Here is a 17,203-nt window from a genome sequence, read left to right on the forward strand (position 1 = left end):
TAAGATTGTTCGATTACTTCTAAATTTTCAGATTCTAAATTTCTTTTAAAGTAATCTACAACATATGTAGCATTAACATTCTGGAATTTTTGATTGATTGCCTGTAGCTCGTTTCTGTTTTTAGGTTGCAAATCATCATTATTACAACTGCTAATAATACATAATAACGCTACAGAAAAAATGGTTTTTAGTTCTTTTTTCATTTTTATATTTTTGTGATTTGATTGATTCAAAATTAAAAAAAATAAAATAAATGAACACTCTATCTTAATTAAAACATTGATAATCATCTCAATTCTCTCACTTCCTCATATCAAATCCCCTACAAATTATCAATTACAAATAATCCTTATTACTTAAATACATTCAAATCAAAAAGTCCCCAACAAGCCATGTCAGGGGAAATATTCAATTCATAAATTTCATTTCAATTATTCGGAAAGAAATTTATGTTTCCAGAAATTAATTAAAAGATGCTCTAAATTCTAATGGAGAGACGGAAGTACGATTTTTAAACAATCGATGAAAAGATTGTGGATGTTCAAAACCTAAATGGTAAGCAATTTCGGAAACAGACATTTCAGTAGTAGACAGCAATTCTTTTGCTTTTTCTATCAATTTGTTCTGGATATGTTGCTGCGTAGTTTGTCCTGTTTGTACCCGGAGCATATCACTGAGATAATTGGCACTCAGATGTAATTGTTCTGCAATAAAATGAACACTGGGAATACCTGTTACAATCTGTTTATCATTTCGGAAGTAATCATCCAATAAAGCTTCAAGTTTTGAAAGCAGATCGTTGTTAATCTTTTTTCTTGTCAGAAACTGACGGTTATAAAAGCGATCGCAATATTTAAGTAAAAGATCCAGATTAGATACCAACAAATCCTGTGTAAAGGAATCCATGTTAGCATCTATTTCTCTTTCCATATTATCTATAATATCCATAATGGACTTCTCTTCTTTCTCGGAAAGATTCAGTGCTTCATTTGCTGCATAAGAGAAATAACCATAATCTCTAATCACCGATCCCAATGTATATCCGTGCAGGAAGTCGGGATGCACAACCAGAATAAATCCTTTAACACTATCCAGCAATACATCTTCAAACTGTACTACCTGATGAGGGGCAATAAAGTACATAATTCCTTCATCAAAATCGTAATACTGCTGTCCATATTTGCATTTTCCACCAGCGCAATCTTTCTTTAAAACCACGACATAAAAATCTGTTGTCACCGCACTAAGAATAGTTTCCTGCTCCAGTTTTATATCATCAAAGCTGAATACACTAATAAGTGGGTTTGAAGGCTTCTTCAATCCTAATGCCTTATGCAGGGTACTTATTGACGAAACTTTTACAGGAGTTTTCATATATATAAATTGATATTCAGATTCAATCATCACTAAATTACTGATTTATTCTGTTGTTGAAACTGCTCTTTTTTAATCTGCTCTATTCCTTGCTGGTAACTGGTAACCTTAAATTCAGGAAATCTTTTCCTGAATTTTGAATCATCAAAAATATTATCGTGTTCATATCTCGGCAGAAGCTCCAATAATTCTTTTACTTTTTTATTGAATAAAGCCCCAATTCTAAATATAAATTTTGGTACAACCGAATACTCCAAATCCTTACCATAAATTTCGGAAGCTGTTTTGATAAATCCTTTATAGGTCGGATGGCTTTTGTCTACAGGAAGATGCCACGTCTGGCCAAATGCATCTGGTGTATTACCAATTAAAGCTGTGGCATGGCTTGCATCCGGAGTCCATATCAAGCTTCTTTTTTTATTGGCACTCAATGGCACTTTTAGTTTTTTACCTTCTTTGATATTGTTAAATACCAAAGTATTGGTAATACTTTGGGTTTTACCAGGACCATAAAATTCGGGCGCACGACAAATAACCGCATCCAGCTCGCCAGATTGTATTTCTTTTAGAACCATTTCTGCCATTTCTCTTCTTACCCTACCCTTTCTTCCTACCGGAGCAAATGCTGTATTTTCAGTTAAAATATGATTATTCTGAGGATACATATAAGTATTGTCGAAGAACACCAATTTTGCCCCGTTAATCTTACAGGCATCAATTACATTACGAAGAATAAGTGAAAACTGCTTTTCCCAAAGTTCGGAACTTATTGGCAATCCTAATGTAAAATAAGCTATCTCACTACCTTTTACTGCTTCAATAGCTTTTTCACGAATCGACAAATCTGCAGAAAATACCCCATCTGTATCATTTACCTTTTGAGCATGTCTGCTGACAATGCGTATATCCGAAGTAAAGTTTCTTTTTAGTTCTCTTGCCAGTTCCTCACCAATCTGGCCGTTAGCTCCTAATATCGTTTGCATGATGTTTATATTTTAAAAGTCTGATTCTTAGTTGTTTTTCACATGGCAAAGTTCGAAAGAACAGAAACAACAGGAGTATCCCAATTAAGGTAAGTTGTAACAAAATCTCTGCTGCATAATTATCGCAAAGTAAAATTGTAAATTTTAGTATCTTCACTCTCTAAGAAAAACACCATCAAAACACGATCTATGAAAAAAATATTATTCTACAGCTATATACTTATTCTTTTGTCTGCTTTTAATCTGGGATATTCGCAAAACACAAAGATAAATACCTCTAAAGAAAAGCACAGTACTACCCGATACGACATTGTAAAAGCCAAAGCAAGCTTCAATAAAGAAGATCTTCCGGTTAATGAATACCTTACAGACAAACTGAAACCTATACGGGACAACTTCAAAAGGATCAATTCCATAGAAAAATGGCATTTCATAAAACAGCGGGATCTTTTTGAATCTGCTGAAGGTGGAGAAGCCAAGTATTATTATCAGAAAAATAAACTCGAAAAGATAATTACCAGAATCTTTGGAGAAAGTGGCCAAACACTGACAGAATATTACCTTTTAAACGGACAATTGTCTTTTGTTTATGAAAAAAACTATAAATACAACAGACCTCTATACTATGACACAAAAGCTATGAAGGAAAATAATGATACCGAAGCTTTTGATTTTGACAAGTCTGAAATTACTGAAAACAGAAGCTATTTTGTAAACGGAAAGCTTATTCACATCCTAAACAGCGAGGATTGTGGCGCTCCGTTTAGTAGTGACTATATTGCTGAAGAGCAGAAAAGTATTTTAGGCGAATACCACAAGCTTCAGAAATTAGTCCGGAATAAATAAGATCAATTATTAATCGTAATGTATTCCCATAAAGCTGCTGGCACTTCTGGGATCGTAAACCGACCAGGCATTTCCCCATGGAAAATTAAATGTACAGCTAGGGTATGGTGTTTTTTTATTTTTTGTAGGCTTAATCCCTAATATCATTGATAAAAACTTATTATTTCGTTCAAAGACTTTCATCTCCTTTGCCTCGCTCCAGTCATCCCAAGCTTTTGCATCTGACTCTTTATGGGTATTCATAAAAACTTTGTCCAGCTTGTCCCCCAGAAAGCACAGATCGAAAGATAACTGATAGCCTTTTACATCAACTGCATCAAAATAATACCAGAAATAGCCTGTTTTAACATCACGCATTCCGTTATTATATTTTTTATAAAATTCCGTCTGCTGAAGATCCGACAGTAACATTCCCTTTTGTATCTGCAGGTGATGTTCTTTAAGTATTATACTCCCATTATCCACATTAATTTCCATTGCCCCGTATTATTAAAGCATAAATATACTTTTATTCCTTAACAAGCCGCTAACTCTAATGGAAAGAAAAACTATATCAGGGATTAGAAATGATTAAAGTAGATGGTATATCGGATAGCCATAGACTTTTAGTATCAATAAGATTTCTCCAGCTTTTACTGCTAATCAGCATCAGATCCTGAGATTCCAAAAACTCTCTTTCTATAGTCCTTTCGTTGTACAATGTAATGTGGTTCGGGGCAATCTGTTCGATACTTCTTATCAGCTCACGGATTTCAGTATTTCTTCGGATTTGTCCCACAACATCCAGAATGATAATCTGAGAGTCATTGTTATTAATCAGTCTTTTTGCATATTCTACAAGATAGAAATCATTCAGGTCGAAAATCGGAATAAATACTTTTTCGGCATTTTCAAAATTCTTGTCAACCATTATCCCTACAGGAATATTGGATTTGTCTAATATACCCAACGTAAAGTCGTCGAACGGCGAGTTATAGAACATATAAGACTTGCCTTTTACTGTATTCAGTAGTCTTTCAGGGTTGATTATTTTGGTGGTAAAACCTAATAATCTTCCCAATAAACTTCCTTCATATATAGATCTTCTGAGCATAATGAGCAACAGGTCATAGTTGCCTTTATTGGTAATATTTACGAGATCATTTTCTACATCATTAGAAGCTTTGAACAATGTTGTAATTTGTAATTTGAGTTCATGAGAAGTCTCTACCACGGCTTCAAACTGCTCATTCTCAAAATCCTGCATCTCAAAAGCATGAAGTTCCTGTACCGGCGCAATATTCATTGCAGTAATACTTTTATTTCCGTTCATTTTATGAGTAAAGTTATCAGCAAGCTTTAGCAATGTACTTCCAGATTCTGGTCCATCGAAGGACAACAATACTTTATATTTTCTGCCATTGTCATCTGCTTCTTCCTCATTTTCGGATTTTTTACCTTTGAAAATGTAATTGATAAAATCCAGTGATGGCCCGGTCATAAATGTAGTAAACAAAGCCATAATAACCATCATTGCGAAAATTTCCGGACTTAGTACACCCAAATCATATCCAATATTCAGGACAATAAGCTCCATTAGTCCGCGGGTATTCATCAATGCACCAATAGTCAAACTATCTTTCCAACCTATACGAAGGAACTTTGCTGTGAGTGCACTTCCTATAAATTTACCGGTAACAGCAACTAAGATGATTAATCCGGCTGTTATCCATAAATGCCCATGATTCAGAAGGCCTATTTCTGTCCTCAATCCTGTAAAAACAAAGAATAAAGGAAGCAATACAACTAAGGCTACATCTTCAACTTTTTCTATGAAAATATTTCTGAACTTAGTATTCTCAGGCATGATAGCTCCTGCCATAAAGGCTCCAAACAATGCATGAATACCAATAACTTCCGTTGCATATGCTGAAATAATAAGGATAAGGAAGAATATGGCAACAACAGATTTGCTCATAATTCCTTTTCCGGTCTGTAAATCAGCAATTCTTTTAAGGAACGGTCTCACAACTTTGATCATTAAAAACACATACGCAATTGCCATAATAATGACGTAGATGGAACTAGCAAATGAACCTGCTTTTACAATTGCAATAACCGCTGCCAAAATACACCATGCTGTAATATCATCGGCTGCTGCACAGGTAATAACAATAGTCCCTAGTTTTGTTTTTTGCAGGTTCCGCTCCTGAACAATCCTCGCCAGAACCGGAAACGCTGTAATACTCATTGCGATGGCTATAAAAAGTGCAAATGAGCTAAACTGTACACCATCTGGTGCAAATTCTTTATAAATAAAATAAGAAAGTCCTATTCCTAAAGCAAACGGAATAATAATACTGGCATGACTGATTACCACAGCATCGTGAGCTTTTTTCCGAAGAACACTAAGGTCAAGCTCCATTCCAACGATATACATAAAGAAAATAAGCCCTATCTGACTCAGAAACTGAAGATTTCCTAAAGATTCTTTTGGAAAAAGAAATGCAGAAAATTCCGGAAAATATAAACCTAGAAGAGATGGTCCAAGGGCGATACCCGCAATCATTTCACCAATCACCGAAGGCTGTTTCATCTTCATACAAATCCAGCCAAAGAGTCTTGCCACCAAAATAATGGTCACAATCTGTACCAGTAACAAAGCAAGCGGGTGATGCAAATTCACCATAAAAGAATCTACAAAATTATCCCATGTAGAGCCTCCACTCGTTTTTGATATAATGTTTTCTCCGGCCTCTAAAGTTTTACCTTCTATAAAGAACCAATACATTAATCCGGAGAAAAATATGATCGTTACGATATAAAAAATAATATTCCTGTAATTTTGCATTATGTTACTATTTCTTATCTGCAAAATTCAAAAGAAATTTAAAATTTTCAATACTTATTTTTCTAAAATGTAGTGAAAACTCTTTTTTTTGTAATGAAATTTCCACATCTCGTATTCAGACTTTTTTCGGACTCTATTTTTTAATACGCTTTAATATTTCAAATGTTTAATTACCAATCTTTTCCAAAAGATCCGCCTTATAGACTTCACTAATATGCAATCTGGCAAAGTTTTCTCCATCTTCAGAAATATTGGTAATAATTTCGTTAACAGAAACTACTTTTATAGATTTCAATGCTACAATTTCTTTCTTATTGATCTGTGAGAAGTCTTTTTCCGGAAGCATTTCCAACAGTGTCTTGAAATTGATATTTTTCAGAATAATCCCCGTCCCGTCATTCAGAATCATATCTTTGTCTCTACTATCTATTTCGGATGTTTTAATATAGGCGATCTGATCCGTGAAAATTCGACTTTTTCCCAAGTTGGTATTCCATTCTATAAAATTACTCTTAGGTGTTTCTACAAATTCTTTAGCTTTTGCAAATGCTTGTTGCAAGCGTTCTTTCTTGATAGGCTTTCTTACATAGTCTATAACATTCAGATCAAAAGCTTCGGCAGCATATTCTTTATAAGCAGTTGTAAATATGATCTTCTTATGGGAAATAAGCTCCGCAACCTGTAGTCCGTTTAGCCCCGGCATTTCTATATCCAGAATACACAAATCACAATCAATATCATTAATCTCATCGAGGAAATATCTCGGATTATTAAATACCCGCACCACTTCTACTCCTTCTATTTGCTCACAAAGAAGTTTGAGATAACTTATTGCAAGAAGTTCATCATCTAGTATAACGCACCTGATTGTATTTGTCATTGAGATCAATTTTTAAATATGCTGTATATACATTGTTGTGTATATCTTTACTTATAGAAAATTTCTTTTTGTAGAGCATTTTCAATCTCTGCTCCAGGGACTCTCCACCAAAACCACTATTCCCTTTTTGTAAAGGAGATTTAGGCGAAATTCTGTTCTCAACTTTTATTTCCAGCACTCCACTTTTTAGAGAAAGTAAGACAAAAATAAAAGAATCATCCGCCAGGAAATCTGTATGTTTAAAAGCATTTTCAATGAAATCTACAGTAATCAGCGGAGCTAAAACTTTTTCCTTATACACAGGATCCTCTTTGTCGATCTGTGCTTTTATTCTGAAGTCAAATAATGGATTTACCTTTATTTTATTAATCTCTATCAGATTGCTCGTAAAGTCCAGTTCACTTTCAGGAGTTACAAACTTTTCGCTGCTTTCATATAATATGTAATCCAGCACTCCAGACAATTTATCCAGAGATACATAGGTTTGATATGCATGAGACTGAACAGAATTCAGAATATTTTTGAAAAGATGTGGGTTCAGCTTTGTCTCAATATAGTCCAGTCGAATATTACCCAGCCTGTTCTTCAGCACTTTTTTCTCTTCTGATAAGGCTATTTTCTCTTTTTGTAGTATCCTCACTTTATAGATGAGAAATCCAGTTACTATTAATAACAGAAGTATTAATAACAGTACCAAAGTATTACCGGAAAGTACAATTCCTTCATGATTCATAAATCATTTCTTGTATCGTGCAAAGATATAGCTTAATTCATTACAAAATATTTACCTGATTTAATGATCCTGCAAATGGTGATCTGTAAAAAGTTTTATACATTTGTGTACGCTTTAGGGGTATTCTGAAAAGAATTGAGAGAGTCCCTTTGAACCTGATACGGCTTACACCGACGTAGGGAAAAGTAAAAAGAAAGCTCCCCGGGCTATTACTTTTGTCTCGGATATTTTCCTAAAGCCAGTTTAATAAATGACTATGGAAGAAATACTCTGGAAACACGTTCTGTCAGTAAGACAAAAATCCCCACTTGTACATAACATTACCAATTTTGTTGTAATGAATAATACAGCTAATGCATTATTGGCTGTAGGTGCCTCTCCTATTATGGCACATGCTTTATCCGAAGTAAAAGAAATGGTTAATATTTCTTCGGCTTCGGTTATCAATATCGGCACTCTTGATGAAACCTGGGTAAAATCGATGTTGCTCGCAGCACAGGAAGCTAATACTATTCAAAAGCCATGGGTTCTGGATCCCGTAGGCGCAGGAGCATCTTCTTTTCGGGATGAAACCCTCGGCCAATTATTAAATTACCACCCAACTGTAATTCGTGGAAATGCCTCTGAAATTATTGCACTGGCAAAAGTAAATAAAGCAACAACCAAAGGTGTAGATAGTACAGCTGCCAGCCTGGAAGCTCTAGACGCTGCTAAAAATCTCAACAGACAATACGGAACTATTGTCTCTATTTCCGGAGAAACAGATATTATTGTTGACGGAGAAAAATCTCTATTTATAAAAAACGGGCATGCATTAATGACAAAAGTTACCGGATTGGGTTGCTCCGCTTCTGCATTAATAGGCGCCTTTATAGCTTGTACTGAAAATAAAACGGAAGCTGTGGCTGCAGCAATGGCTTTATTGGCAATTTCTGGAGAAATTGCTGTACAGGAAATTAATGGCCCCGGAAGCTTACAAATAAATCTTATCGATAAGTTGTACAATATTACCAGAGAGGAATTTATAACCCATATAAAGATATCCGGATTATGAGTACCAATTCTTTATTCCCATACCAACTGTATTTAGTAATCTCGGAAGAAGCCTGTAAAGGAAAAAACTTTCTTAAAGTAGCTGAGGAATCTATCTTAGGTGGAACCGATATTATTCAGCTCCGTGAAAAAAATTGCTCAACTGAAGATTTTCTGATAAAAGCTCAACTACTAAAGGAAATAACGGATAAATACAATATTCCGTTAATCATAAATGATAATTTCGAAGTTGCTGAAACTTTAAATACATCGGGTATTCATGTAGGGAACAATGATATCTCTCCCATAGAGCTCAGACAACGGAACTTCTGGAAAGATAAACTTATTGGTTATTCTATTGAATACTTCGATCAACTCTCTAATGAACAAACCCATTTCTCCGATTATCTGGGTATAAGTCCTGTATTTGCTACATCAACCAAAACTGATACAGTGACAGAATGGGGATTAGATGGTATTGCCAGAATCCGTTCTGTAACTAGAAAACCATTAGTCGCTATCGGAAATATTTCAGCAAAAAATGCAGCCGAAATTATGCAAGCAGGCGCAGACTGCATTGCTGTTGTATCTGCCATTTGTAGTACAGATAATCCACAAAAGGCCACATATGAACTCAAAAACAAAATTTTAAAATGAAAAAATATACAAGTCCCTCCGTTTTAACCATTGCTGGGTTTGACGGCAGCGGCGGCGCCGGGATTCAAGCAGATATTAAAACCTTTTCTGCCTTAGGCTGTTTTGCAACATCTGTATTAACAGCTCTTCCGGTACAGAATACACAAGGCGTACGAAAAATATACTCGATTCCAGTGCAAGCTGTAGCTGATCAGATTGAAGCAATATTGGACGATATTTTTCCGGCAGCAATCAAAATAGGAATGGTACACACCCCGCAACTAGTCGACACCATTGTCAATACCTTGAGCAAATACGCCAAAATACCTATTGTATTTGATCCTGTAATGGTGGCAACAAGCGGACATCATCTTATAGAGAAAGAAACTATTGCAGCTCTTGCTCAGAAATTATTTCCTGTCGCAGATGTTATAACACCCAATATGGATGAAGCATCAATTCTGGCGAATATGCAAGTACGTACACTGGATGACATGTATATAGCCGGTGAAAAAATCCTGAATATGGGTTGCAAAAGTATTTTGCTAAAAGGTGGACATCAGGAGACAGATATGATAACTTCATTATACTTTGACGAAACCGGAAAGATATACACATTTGAAACTGAAAAATTCAAAACGAATAATACTCATGGTTCCGGATGCACCCTATCATCTGCCATTGCAGCATATATAGCACAGGAAAAAAATTTACACGATGCCGTTTCTATGGGGCAACAATATGTTTTTGAAGCTATTAAAAGTGGCAAAGACATAGAAATAGGCAAAGGCAATGGTCCTCTTAATCATTTTTTTAACCCTCAAAAATTAATTATACATGAAATGGTCTGAATATACCTGGAAGCAAATAGAAGGATATTACCAATCGATACTAGACATGCCTTTTGTTACTGAACTGGCAGAAGGAAATCTCCCTAAAGAAAAATTCCAGTTTTATATGGCTCAGGACTCATTATATCTTGAGCATTTTGGGCGTGCACTTGCGCTAATAGGAGCCAGAGCATATAATATTCAGGATGTTCTTTCTTTTATCCGTTTTGCAGAAAATACTATTGTCGTAGAAAATGCATTACATGAATCTTATTTTAAAGATTTTGATGTTACGGAAAAAGGAAAAATGCAACCCGTTTGCCATCATTATGTTCATTTTTTGAAAAGTACCGCTGCATTAAATTCTGTAGAAATTGCGATGGCTGCTGTTTTACCGTGTTTCTGGATTTATCAGAAGGTAGGTGACCATATTTATGAAAGCAGACAGTCTGAAGCCAATCCTTATAAAAAATGGATTGATACTTATGCCGGTGAAGAATTTGCTATTGCTGTTCAACAGGCCATTGAAATTTGTGATAAAGCAGCTGAGACGACAACTCCGGAAATCAGAACCAGAATGACTGAAGCTTTCATTACTGCAACACAAATGGAATATTATTTCTGGCAGGCTGCTTATGAATTAAAATCCTGGATATAAAACAAACCATGGATTGACTTCAGGGTTTTATTTTTGAAATAATATTGAGTATAAAAAAATGAATAGTAATATTCAAAAAAAATAAATTTCAAATAACTGATTTTATTACAGTTACACGTAATCAATAAGATAAAATCAATATGATTGGTATAATAGCAGAACTGGTTATTTCATGGCTTTTACTTTGGTTATTTGCTAAAACTAATCTGGAAGCATTAGGCCTTCTTCCATCAAAAAACAGATTAGCTAATGTAGGCATCGGGCTATTGTTATCAGGAATATGTTGTATACTTTATCATATATTGAAAACATATCCCGCAGATAACAGTTGGATACTAAATAAACAAATTTCCTTTATAGCAATATTAAAAAATATTTGGTGGGTTTTTAAATCAGTATTATTTGAAGAGCTTATATTCAGGGGTGCTATTTTATATTTACTAACAAAAGCATTGAATGTAAAAACGGCATGTATTGTATCCGCAGTTTCTTTTGGAATCTATCATTTATTTTCTTACAATGCCTTTGGTAATCCGGTACAGATGGTTATCATATTCTTAATGACAACAATCTTAGGTATGGCATTAGCCTACAGTTTTACTAAAACCCAGTCCCTTTATTTGCCCGTAAGCTTACACTTCGGATGGAATTTCTTTAATATCGTTGTTTTCTCAAGCGGACCACTTGGATCACAACTCTTTATAAAAGCAAATACAAATAAATTACAGGACGGCCTATCATTAGCAATTTTAGTATTTCAGGCAATAACATTACCTCTTCTTATATGGTGGTATTTAAGCTATATTTCAAAAAAAGCCTAAACAGATTTAAAACTCTGTTTAGGTTTCGTTAAAACTATTCATTTGTAGATGATTTCATTTCATCAATATCTTTTTTCCTCTTTTTAATAAATTCAGTTGGACGAAGTCCATTAATTTCCTGAAATAAATCGGAAAAATTCTGTCTTGAGGCTATTCCGCATTCATCTGATAAACCCTGAATGGTATAATTAAGATACTTTTCATTTTCATACATCAGCTGTGTAATATAATTTATTCTCAAGATTCCTAAGTACCTGCTAAAGTTCATTCCTTTTGTCTCATTGATAAATTGAGAAAGATATGTACTGTTTGTTTCAAAGATACCTGAAAGTTTATTTAATGTAACTCCCTTTTCAAGGAATTGTTTTTCTTTTTCAAATTTTTCTAATTTATCCTGAAGATCTTTATAAACATCTTCGCTCATTGTAGATTTACTTTGAGAAGAAATATTCTCATATGGAACCAAAGACGGTTCATTCTCATGATATTGAAGATTATCTTCTAGTTTTCTATATTTTGTTCTGATTTTCTTTTCGTTCTGATAATATTTCCAAACATTGTAAACCAATACGCTTACAATTATACATAAGAGTATAATCATTCCCAATCCCCATTTATTCTGATTCTCCAGTTTATTCTGAATATCTACAAGATTCTGCGTATCATATTCTCTGTGTATTTTAGAAGATAAATAGGTGAAGTCTCTGGTTAAAATCCCATCAGCTTTTAGCAGAACCTTTGTATAATATAGTTCCTGTACATGATCATTATGCTTCCTATAATAGCTAATCAAAAGTTCATAATTATCCCTTAATTCCGGAAATATAAAATTGTGTTTTTGGAAAATTGAATCTACTTTTTTAAATTGCTCTACAGCTTCATCTTCTTTATGAAGCCCCATATAACTTTTACCTATATAGAAATTTACAACTGCAATCCATGCAAAGTCATTATTATTTTCCATTACAGGAATAGTATGATTAAAAGTTTGGATTGCTTTACTAAACTGACCTTCATGGAATTCTAAAGTACCTCTACACTTTAATAAATATGCCTTCTCTAATGAAAACTCATTTTTCTTATCTCTATTAATAAATGCTAGTCCTTTTTCAGTTAAAAATTTGGCTTTTTCAAAATTTCCAAGATGGATATAACAAACTATAGCAAGATGCAAACTATTAAGATATATCCTACTATTATTATAAATTTCATTTGGATGATAATTCCCTGTTGTTCTTGGTTCAAAATATCCAATACATTCATTAAAGAGCTCTAATGCATCATTATAATAGCCTAAATAGCTTTTAACAACACCTAAAAAGTAGATTAATTGATTTTTCTGATAATCATTATTTCCTTTTTTAGAATATTCATACGCTTTCAGATATTCATCTAAAGCTGATTTGTATTTTTTATAATTATAATAATAAATAGACCCTTTTACCAGATATGCCCTACTAATAAGATCGTTATTCATAGTTTTCTTTGCTACCGCAATACTACTATCTGCATATATAAATTTTTTTTCGGGTGTTGGAGAATAATAGAAAGCATCTTCATAGGCACGCATTAATTCTTCGCTGTTCTTTTCTTTTTTTGCTTTTTCAATCAGTATCTTAACTATGCTAAGTGCTCTTTCATCATTTTCTTCTAAATTTTCATACTTTTTTCTCAAATCATCATACGATTGACCCTTCAAATTTTCAATCTGAAAAATAAAAATTAGTAATAAAAAGTATGATATGTATTTTTTTATATGCATTGCTGTTAAAAGTGTGCAATTTATTTACTTCAAAAATAATGAAAAAGCATTAAATAATAATATATACATCATAAAATTAAATAATAATATTTCATCATCAATTTAAACACAAGTACCTACATATCATTCATTTACATCTTAAACTACTGTCCTAATTTATAAATTAAGACGTCTTTATCTGTAAATTAACTAATATAGGACTAGTATTTCTTGTGGTTCAGAATATTCTCCCATAATTTAGTCAAAGCAAAAAGAAATGAAAATTGACCTTTGTAAAACACTGGTCAAATATAAATAAAATCAATTATGAAAAAGTTAATCTTATTAGCAACAACAGTAGTTCTATTATTTTCGAATATAGGCTGTAGAGAAGCAGAGGAGCTTGGCACTATAGGATCTACTCAAAATAATAATACAGCTAGTGCAAATGACACTAAATTAACAAACGATAGTATAATCAAAAACTTAAAAGATCAAGCAGTTCCAGAAAAGAAAAAAACAAACCCTATTTCAGAAACTGCAGAGTCTAGCGATACTCCTCCTATAAAAGATAAAATTCGCTATTAGAATTAGACCAATTTCACATTCATCATACATTTTAATCTTCTTCTTTATGGGGGTTTTCCTACTTGCGAGAGCACTTTTTGGAAAACCTCTGTTAAAGAGGTTTTTTCGTTTATATCAATGCTCTTATCCAGATAGATTATCAAAGATTAACAATTACTGATACCATATTGTAAAAATTATCTGAACCGACACTACAACATAGTATATTGTTTTGGATTAATTCCGATATGTTGTTTAAACACCTTGGAAAAGTGTCCTAGGTTTGTAAATCCTAACCTATATCCTACATCCGAAACCGAGGATCTATTTTCTTTCAATAATTTAGCAGCTTCTTTCATTCTAAATTCCTGATAATAGCTAAAAATACTATTTCCAAAAATCTGACTAAATAAACGTTTTAGCTTTGTTGGGCTCATTCCCGCAAGAGCAGATAATTCACTAATAATCGGAGGCTTTCCCAGATCTTCGAGCATTAATCCTCTTATCTTATAAATAGTTTCTATATCCTGAACATTTAGAGCATAAAGTTGTTTATCATCTCGTTTACCCAACTCCATCAATAGCCTGCAAATAAGTTCTTCTGCTTTCACTCTTAAAAAAAACAACTCAAATGCTTCCTCAGGATTTTCTGAAATTATATCATTAACTATCTCCTGCAAAGAAGGATAAAGTATTTGCTCAAAAAGATAAGGCTGTGTATTTTGTAGCAAGCCTTTTAAAATTGAAGACTTCTCATATGAATAAAATAAACTACCCAGATAACAAGCATCTATCTCTATATTAATAGTGGCAGTATTGGAATGGATAGAAATGACATCATCAGTATTCAACCGGCTGGTTCCAATCATAACGGAAGGAATTCCTGATTTTGAAAAAACATTCTGAAGCTTAAAAAATATCATCTTCTTAGCGACATCTATATCCGGATTCTTAATAGTTAGATCTTCATAAAGCTCATAATTACTTATAATCATTCGGATATTTTCATTAAAAACAAACCCTCGACAATATCCTTTGCCAAATTTGACAGGGATTCCTAACCTTCTATTTTCTATTTTCACCCCCAACAGATTGGAAAAAAATTCAATAACCTTTGGAACTGTAATATCTTTCATTCAATAAAAGTCTTTTACGACTATTTTCATGTCTAATGTAATTATTTTATCCATAACAATACTTTCAAATTTGTATCATAATCAAATAAGACAAAAATAATGTTACTAAAAGATAAAAAAGTCGCCATTATTGGCGCTGGTCCGGCAGGGCTAACTATAGCAAAGCTATTACAGCAAAAAGGAGCTGATGTAAAAGTTTATGAAAGAGATAAAAATTCTCAAACAAGAATTTGGGGAGGAACTCTCGATATCCATAAAGATTCAGGACAAAAGGCTCTTAAAGAAGCAGGATTATTAGAGAAATACTTTGCTCTGGCAACACCGATGGGCGCAACAATTACCGATGAGAAAGGAAATATCTTATCTGTAAAACAGGTCACATTGGACAATCAGCACGACAACCCCGAGATTAACCGAAATATGCTAAGAACAATGCTTTTAGACAATCTAACTGAGAACACTGTTATTTGGGATCAAAAATGCATTGATATTGAAGTAAGTCATAACAAGTGGTTATTACATTTTGAGAATGGGACCCATGACTTTGCTGATTTTGTAATTGGAGCAAATGGAGGTATGTCTAAAATAAGAAAGTATGTAACAGATGCTCTTGTTGAAGATACCGGAACTATAATTATTCAAGGAGATATCCAACAACCCGAACTAAATGCTGCCGAGTTCTTCCAGTTTTGCAATGGTAACAGAACTATGACATCATATCAAGGGCATTTATTGGTTGTAAATCCATATAACAACAACGAACTATCTTATGGTATAATTTTAAAAAAGCCGGATCCACAGGATATTGCTACTCAGGATTTACAGGATACAGAAAGTATCCGTGAATTCCTTTTAAACAGATTTATGCATTGGGATGAGCTTTATAAACGATTATTAAAGTCTACTCCCTTTTTCCGAAGTCTGCCCATAAGAAAATTCCCACTCGAAAAGCCATGGAAAAATAACCGTCCTCTACCGATTACCCTTATTGGAGATGCAGCGCATTTAATGCCTCCTTTTGCAGGTCAGGGTGTAAATACAGGTCTTATAGATGCTCTTGTATTATCTGATAATCTTACGAACGGAAAGTTTGAAACTATACAAGCAGCTATTAACGACTACGAGCAGCAAATGTACATCTACGCAGGTAAAGCTCAATTAGAATCCTGCAAAAATGAAATATTAATGCAACAACCAGATTTTTCTTTTCAGCAATTAATCTTGTAAATAAATAACAGAAGAAAAAACAGAAATGAACCAATATAGCACATATGATTATGCTATCTCTGGATAAAGAATGAGCGACGAAATGGCTATTAACTTAAACGAAGTAGACAATGGAAAATAAACTAATATCAATGGTAGCTTTCATTCAACAGCAAAAACAATTTTGGAGTGGTAATAAAAACGAATAGGAAGAAATAGGAAAAGACTGTGTACGTTATTCATCTTTCCTAAAACAGCCACTCATACTCGCAATGTTTATTCCAGCAGACGAAAACAATGTGCTCTCAGACAAACCTAAAAGCTGCAATAAGCCGTGTTCTTCTTCAGGCTGGAGTGAAACAAACAAATGTAAAAATTGTAGATTTTAATCAGGTAAATACAAACAGAAGAAAATGTACTTTTAAAGGGTTTGAAGTTGAACTATCTAAGAGTAGAGTAGATATTTATCTTCCAGAGTATAATCACATATCCTATTCTCGTATTCAAAACAATTTTTCGTCACCATCAATGTGGCTGGCAACAATTGAAGACTCGATAATGTATTTAGGAATCACCCTAGCCGCAACCGCAATATACAAATCTATGGAAGCAGTAATAAAAAAAGCTATGGAAATATTTAACGAGAGGAAATAAAAACGGCTGGGTTAATGCCAGCCATTAAATAAATTATTTCTTATCAAGTAATCTTAATTCTGCTCCTTCAACACAACTTGCATCAACTCCAGGCGCAACAGTTACGGGAGTGCTACAATTATTAGTGCCTGCCCAACAACATACATAAGTACAACCTGTGTCATAAGACGGTTGTAAAGGTCCTGCTCCTGTGAATACCTTTAAAGAATCTCTAGTTAATTTTTTCATTGTATAATATTTAATTGATTAGTCTTACCAAACTAACATTATATCTAT

The 17,203-nt window shown here is 33.6% G+C and carries 19 protein-coding genes and 1 riboswitch; of the genes, 9 read left to right on the forward strand and 10 right to left on the reverse strand.

The features are described from left to right. From C8J95_RS12895 to C8J95_RS12905, 3 genes are all read right to left on the reverse strand, one after another. Window positions 1–203 (reverse strand): hypothetical protein (locus tag C8J95_RS12895; RefSeq protein ID WP_146165484.1); only part of this gene is annotated, 203 nt, incomplete at its 3' end. A 259-nt stretch (window positions 204–462) separates the two neighbouring features. After that, window positions 463–1,374 carry an AraC family transcriptional regulator gene (locus tag C8J95_RS12900; RefSeq protein ID WP_107810155.1) on the reverse strand — a complete coding sequence of 304 codons (912 nt, stop codon included), beginning with the start codon at window positions 1,372–1,374 and terminating at the stop codon, window positions 463–465. A gap of 32 nt (window positions 1,375–1,406) precedes the next feature. Next, window positions 1,407–2,357, reverse strand: coding sequence for an NAD-dependent epimerase/dehydratase family protein (locus C8J95_RS12905; protein ID WP_107810132.1), 951 nt, complete (start codon window positions 2,355–2,357; stop codon window positions 1,407–1,409). A gap of 189 nt (window positions 2,358–2,546) precedes the next feature. Here C8J95_RS12905 and C8J95_RS12910 point away from each other — a divergent pair, with 189 nt between their 5' ends. Then, window positions 2,547–3,203: a hypothetical protein gene (locus C8J95_RS12910; RefSeq protein WP_107810133.1), complete on the forward strand. Its 657-nt coding sequence runs from the start codon at window positions 2,547–2,549 to the stop codon at window positions 3,201–3,203. 9 nt (window positions 3,204–3,212) lie between these two features. Here C8J95_RS12910 and C8J95_RS12915 read toward each other — a convergent pair whose 3' ends face one another. From C8J95_RS12915 to C8J95_RS12930, 4 genes are all read right to left on the reverse strand, one after another. Beyond that, window positions 3,213–3,680 carry a hypothetical protein gene (locus C8J95_RS12915; RefSeq protein ID WP_107810134.1) on the reverse strand — a complete coding sequence of 156 codons (468 nt, stop codon included), beginning with the start codon at window positions 3,678–3,680 and terminating at the stop codon, window positions 3,213–3,215. A 76-nt stretch (window positions 3,681–3,756) separates the two neighbouring features. Beyond that, window positions 3,757–6,033, reverse strand: coding sequence for a cation:proton antiporter (locus tag C8J95_RS12920; protein WP_107810135.1), 2,277 nt, complete (start codon window positions 6,031–6,033; stop codon window positions 3,757–3,759). Between the two features lie 166 nt (window positions 6,034–6,199). Further along, window positions 6,200–6,913, reverse strand: a complete 714-nt coding sequence (locus tag C8J95_RS12925; protein ID WP_107810136.1) for a LytTR family DNA-binding domain-containing protein — start codon at window positions 6,911–6,913, stop codon at window positions 6,200–6,202. Continuing rightward, window positions 6,879–7,646, reverse strand: coding sequence for a histidine kinase (locus tag C8J95_RS12930; protein ID WP_107810137.1), 768 nt, complete (start codon window positions 7,644–7,646; stop codon window positions 6,879–6,881). The genes C8J95_RS12925 and C8J95_RS12930 overlap by 35 nt, the downstream gene beginning before the upstream one ends. A 106-nt stretch (window positions 7,647–7,752) precedes the next feature. Continuing rightward, window positions 7,753–7,845, forward strand: a riboswitch (TPP riboswitch). A 51-nt stretch (window positions 7,846–7,896) separates the two neighbouring features. Here C8J95_RS12930 and thiM point away from each other — a divergent pair. The 5 genes from thiM (at window position 7,897) to C8J95_RS12955 (ending at window position 11,623) form a co-directional block, all read left to right on the forward strand. Continuing rightward, a complete protein-coding gene (gene thiM, locus C8J95_RS12935) occupies window positions 7,897–8,700 on the forward strand; it encodes a hydroxyethylthiazole kinase (RefSeq protein ID WP_107810138.1) in 804 nt (267 codons plus the stop codon). Beyond that, window positions 8,697–9,335 carry a thiamine phosphate synthase gene (gene thiE / locus C8J95_RS12940; protein WP_107810139.1) on the forward strand — a complete coding sequence of 213 codons (639 nt, stop codon included), beginning with the start codon at window positions 8,697–8,699 and terminating at the stop codon, window positions 9,333–9,335. The genes thiM and thiE overlap by 4 nt, the downstream gene beginning before the upstream one ends. Continuing rightward, window positions 9,332–10,165, forward strand: a complete 834-nt coding sequence (gene thiD, locus C8J95_RS12945) for a bifunctional hydroxymethylpyrimidine kinase/phosphomethylpyrimidine kinase (protein WP_107810140.1) — start codon at window positions 9,332–9,334, stop codon at window positions 10,163–10,165. The genes thiE and thiD overlap by 4 nt, the downstream gene beginning before the upstream one ends. Further along, a complete protein-coding gene (tenA, locus tag C8J95_RS12950) occupies window positions 10,152–10,802 on the forward strand; it encodes a thiaminase II (RefSeq protein ID WP_107810141.1) in 651 nt (216 codons plus the stop codon). Before thiD ends, tenA begins: the two co-directional genes overlap by 14 nt. A 140-nt stretch (window positions 10,803–10,942) precedes the next feature. After that, on the forward strand, window positions 10,943–11,623 hold the full coding sequence (locus C8J95_RS12955) for a CPBP family intramembrane glutamic endopeptidase (RefSeq protein WP_107810142.1): 681 nt from the start codon (window positions 10,943–10,945) through the stop codon (window positions 11,621–11,623). A 34-nt stretch (window positions 11,624–11,657) separates the two neighbouring features. Here C8J95_RS12955 and C8J95_RS12960 read toward each other — a convergent pair whose 3' ends face one another. Beyond that, on the reverse strand, window positions 11,658–13,298 hold the full coding sequence (locus C8J95_RS12960) for a helix-turn-helix domain-containing protein (RefSeq protein WP_255412808.1): 1,641 nt from the start codon (window positions 13,296–13,298) through the stop codon (window positions 11,658–11,660). A 393-nt stretch (window positions 13,299–13,691) separates the two neighbouring features. Here C8J95_RS12960 and C8J95_RS12965 point away from each other — a divergent pair, with 393 nt between their 5' ends. Then, the gene (locus C8J95_RS12965) at window positions 13,692–13,952 is read left to right on the forward strand and encodes a hypothetical protein (RefSeq protein ID WP_107810144.1); all 261 of its coding nucleotides are present in this window, start codon (window positions 13,692–13,694) and stop codon (window positions 13,950–13,952) included. Window positions 13,953–14,143: 191 nt separating this feature from the next. Here C8J95_RS12965 and C8J95_RS12970 read toward each other — a convergent pair whose 3' ends face one another. Then, complete coding sequence (locus C8J95_RS12970; RefSeq protein ID WP_107810145.1) at window positions 14,144–15,067, reverse strand: AraC family transcriptional regulator; 924 nt, start codon at window positions 15,065–15,067, stop codon at window positions 14,144–14,146. A 99-nt stretch (window positions 15,068–15,166) separates the two neighbouring features. On the opposite strand from C8J95_RS12970, the gene C8J95_RS12975 reads away from it, so the two are divergent. Then, a complete protein-coding gene (locus C8J95_RS12975) occupies window positions 15,167–16,294 on the forward strand; it encodes an NAD(P)/FAD-dependent oxidoreductase (RefSeq protein WP_107810146.1) in 1,128 nt (375 codons plus the stop codon). Between the two features lie 276 nt (window positions 16,295–16,570). After that, on the forward strand, window positions 16,571–16,927 hold the full coding sequence (locus C8J95_RS12980; protein ID WP_107810147.1) for a hypothetical protein: 357 nt from the start codon (window positions 16,571–16,573) through the stop codon (window positions 16,925–16,927). 33 nt (window positions 16,928–16,960) lie between these two features. Here C8J95_RS12980 and C8J95_RS12985 read toward each other — a convergent pair whose 3' ends face one another. After that, window positions 16,961–17,155, reverse strand: coding sequence for a hypothetical protein (locus C8J95_RS12985; protein WP_108454155.1), 195 nt, complete (start codon window positions 17,153–17,155; stop codon window positions 16,961–16,963). Window positions 17,156–17,203: the final 48 nt, after the last annotated feature.

It is taken from the genome of Elizabethkingia sp. YR214 (genome assembly GCF_003058195.1).
Lineage (GTDB): Bacteria > Bacteroidota > Bacteroidia > Flavobacteriales > Weeksellaceae > Elizabethkingia.

Bases quoted from the DNA above. Each gene is read 5' to 3' on its own strand.
- C8J95_RS12985 (WP_108454155.1), bottom strand. From the start codon at position 17,155: ATGAAAAAATTAACTAGAGATTCTTTAAAGGTATTCACAGGAGCAGGA.
- C8J95_RS12930 (WP_107810137.1), bottom strand. From the start codon at position 7,646: ATGAATCATGAAGGAATTGTACTTTCCGGTAATACTTTGGTACTGTTA.
- C8J95_RS12910 (WP_107810133.1), top strand. From the start codon at position 2,547: ATGAAAAAAATATTATTCTACAGCTATATACTTATTCTTTTGTCTGCT.
- C8J95_RS12905 (WP_107810132.1), bottom strand. From the start codon at position 2,357: ATGCAAACGATATTAGGAGCTAACGGCCAGATTGGTGAGGAACTGGCA.
- C8J95_RS12920 (WP_107810135.1), bottom strand. From the start codon at position 6,033: ATGCAAAATTACAGGAATATTATTTTTTATATCGTAACGATCATATTT.
- tenA (WP_107810141.1), top strand. From the start codon at position 10,152: ATGAAATGGTCTGAATATACCTGGAAGCAAATAGAAGGATATTACCAA.
- C8J95_RS12915 (WP_107810134.1), bottom strand. From the start codon at position 3,680: ATGGAAATTAATGTGGATAATGGGAGTATAATACTTAAAGAACATCAC.
- C8J95_RS12900 (WP_107810155.1), bottom strand. From the start codon at position 1,374: ATGAAAACTCCTGTAAAAGTTTCGTCAATAAGTACCCTGCATAAGGCA.
- C8J95_RS12970 (WP_107810145.1), bottom strand. From the start codon at position 15,067: ATGAAAGATATTACAGTTCCAAAGGTTATTGAATTTTTTTCCAATCTG.
- C8J95_RS12955 (WP_107810142.1), top strand. From the start codon at position 10,943: ATGATTGGTATAATAGCAGAACTGGTTATTTCATGGCTTTTACTTTGG.
- thiM (WP_107810138.1), top strand. From the start codon at position 7,897: ATGACTATGGAAGAAATACTCTGGAAACACGTTCTGTCAGTAAGACAA.
- C8J95_RS12925 (WP_107810136.1), bottom strand. From the start codon at position 6,913: ATGACAAATACAATCAGGTGCGTTATACTAGATGATGAACTTCTTGCA.
- C8J95_RS12975 (WP_107810146.1), top strand. From the start codon at position 15,167: ATGTTACTAAAAGATAAAAAAGTCGCCATTATTGGCGCTGGTCCGGCA.
- C8J95_RS12965 (WP_107810144.1), top strand. From the start codon at position 13,692: ATGAAAAAGTTAATCTTATTAGCAACAACAGTAGTTCTATTATTTTCG.
- thiE (WP_107810139.1), top strand. From the start codon at position 8,697: ATGAGTACCAATTCTTTATTCCCATACCAACTGTATTTAGTAATCTCG.
- thiD (WP_107810140.1), top strand. From the start codon at position 9,332: ATGAAAAAATATACAAGTCCCTCCGTTTTAACCATTGCTGGGTTTGAC.
- C8J95_RS12980 (WP_107810147.1), top strand. From the start codon at position 16,571: ATGTGCTCTCAGACAAACCTAAAAGCTGCAATAAGCCGTGTTCTTCTT.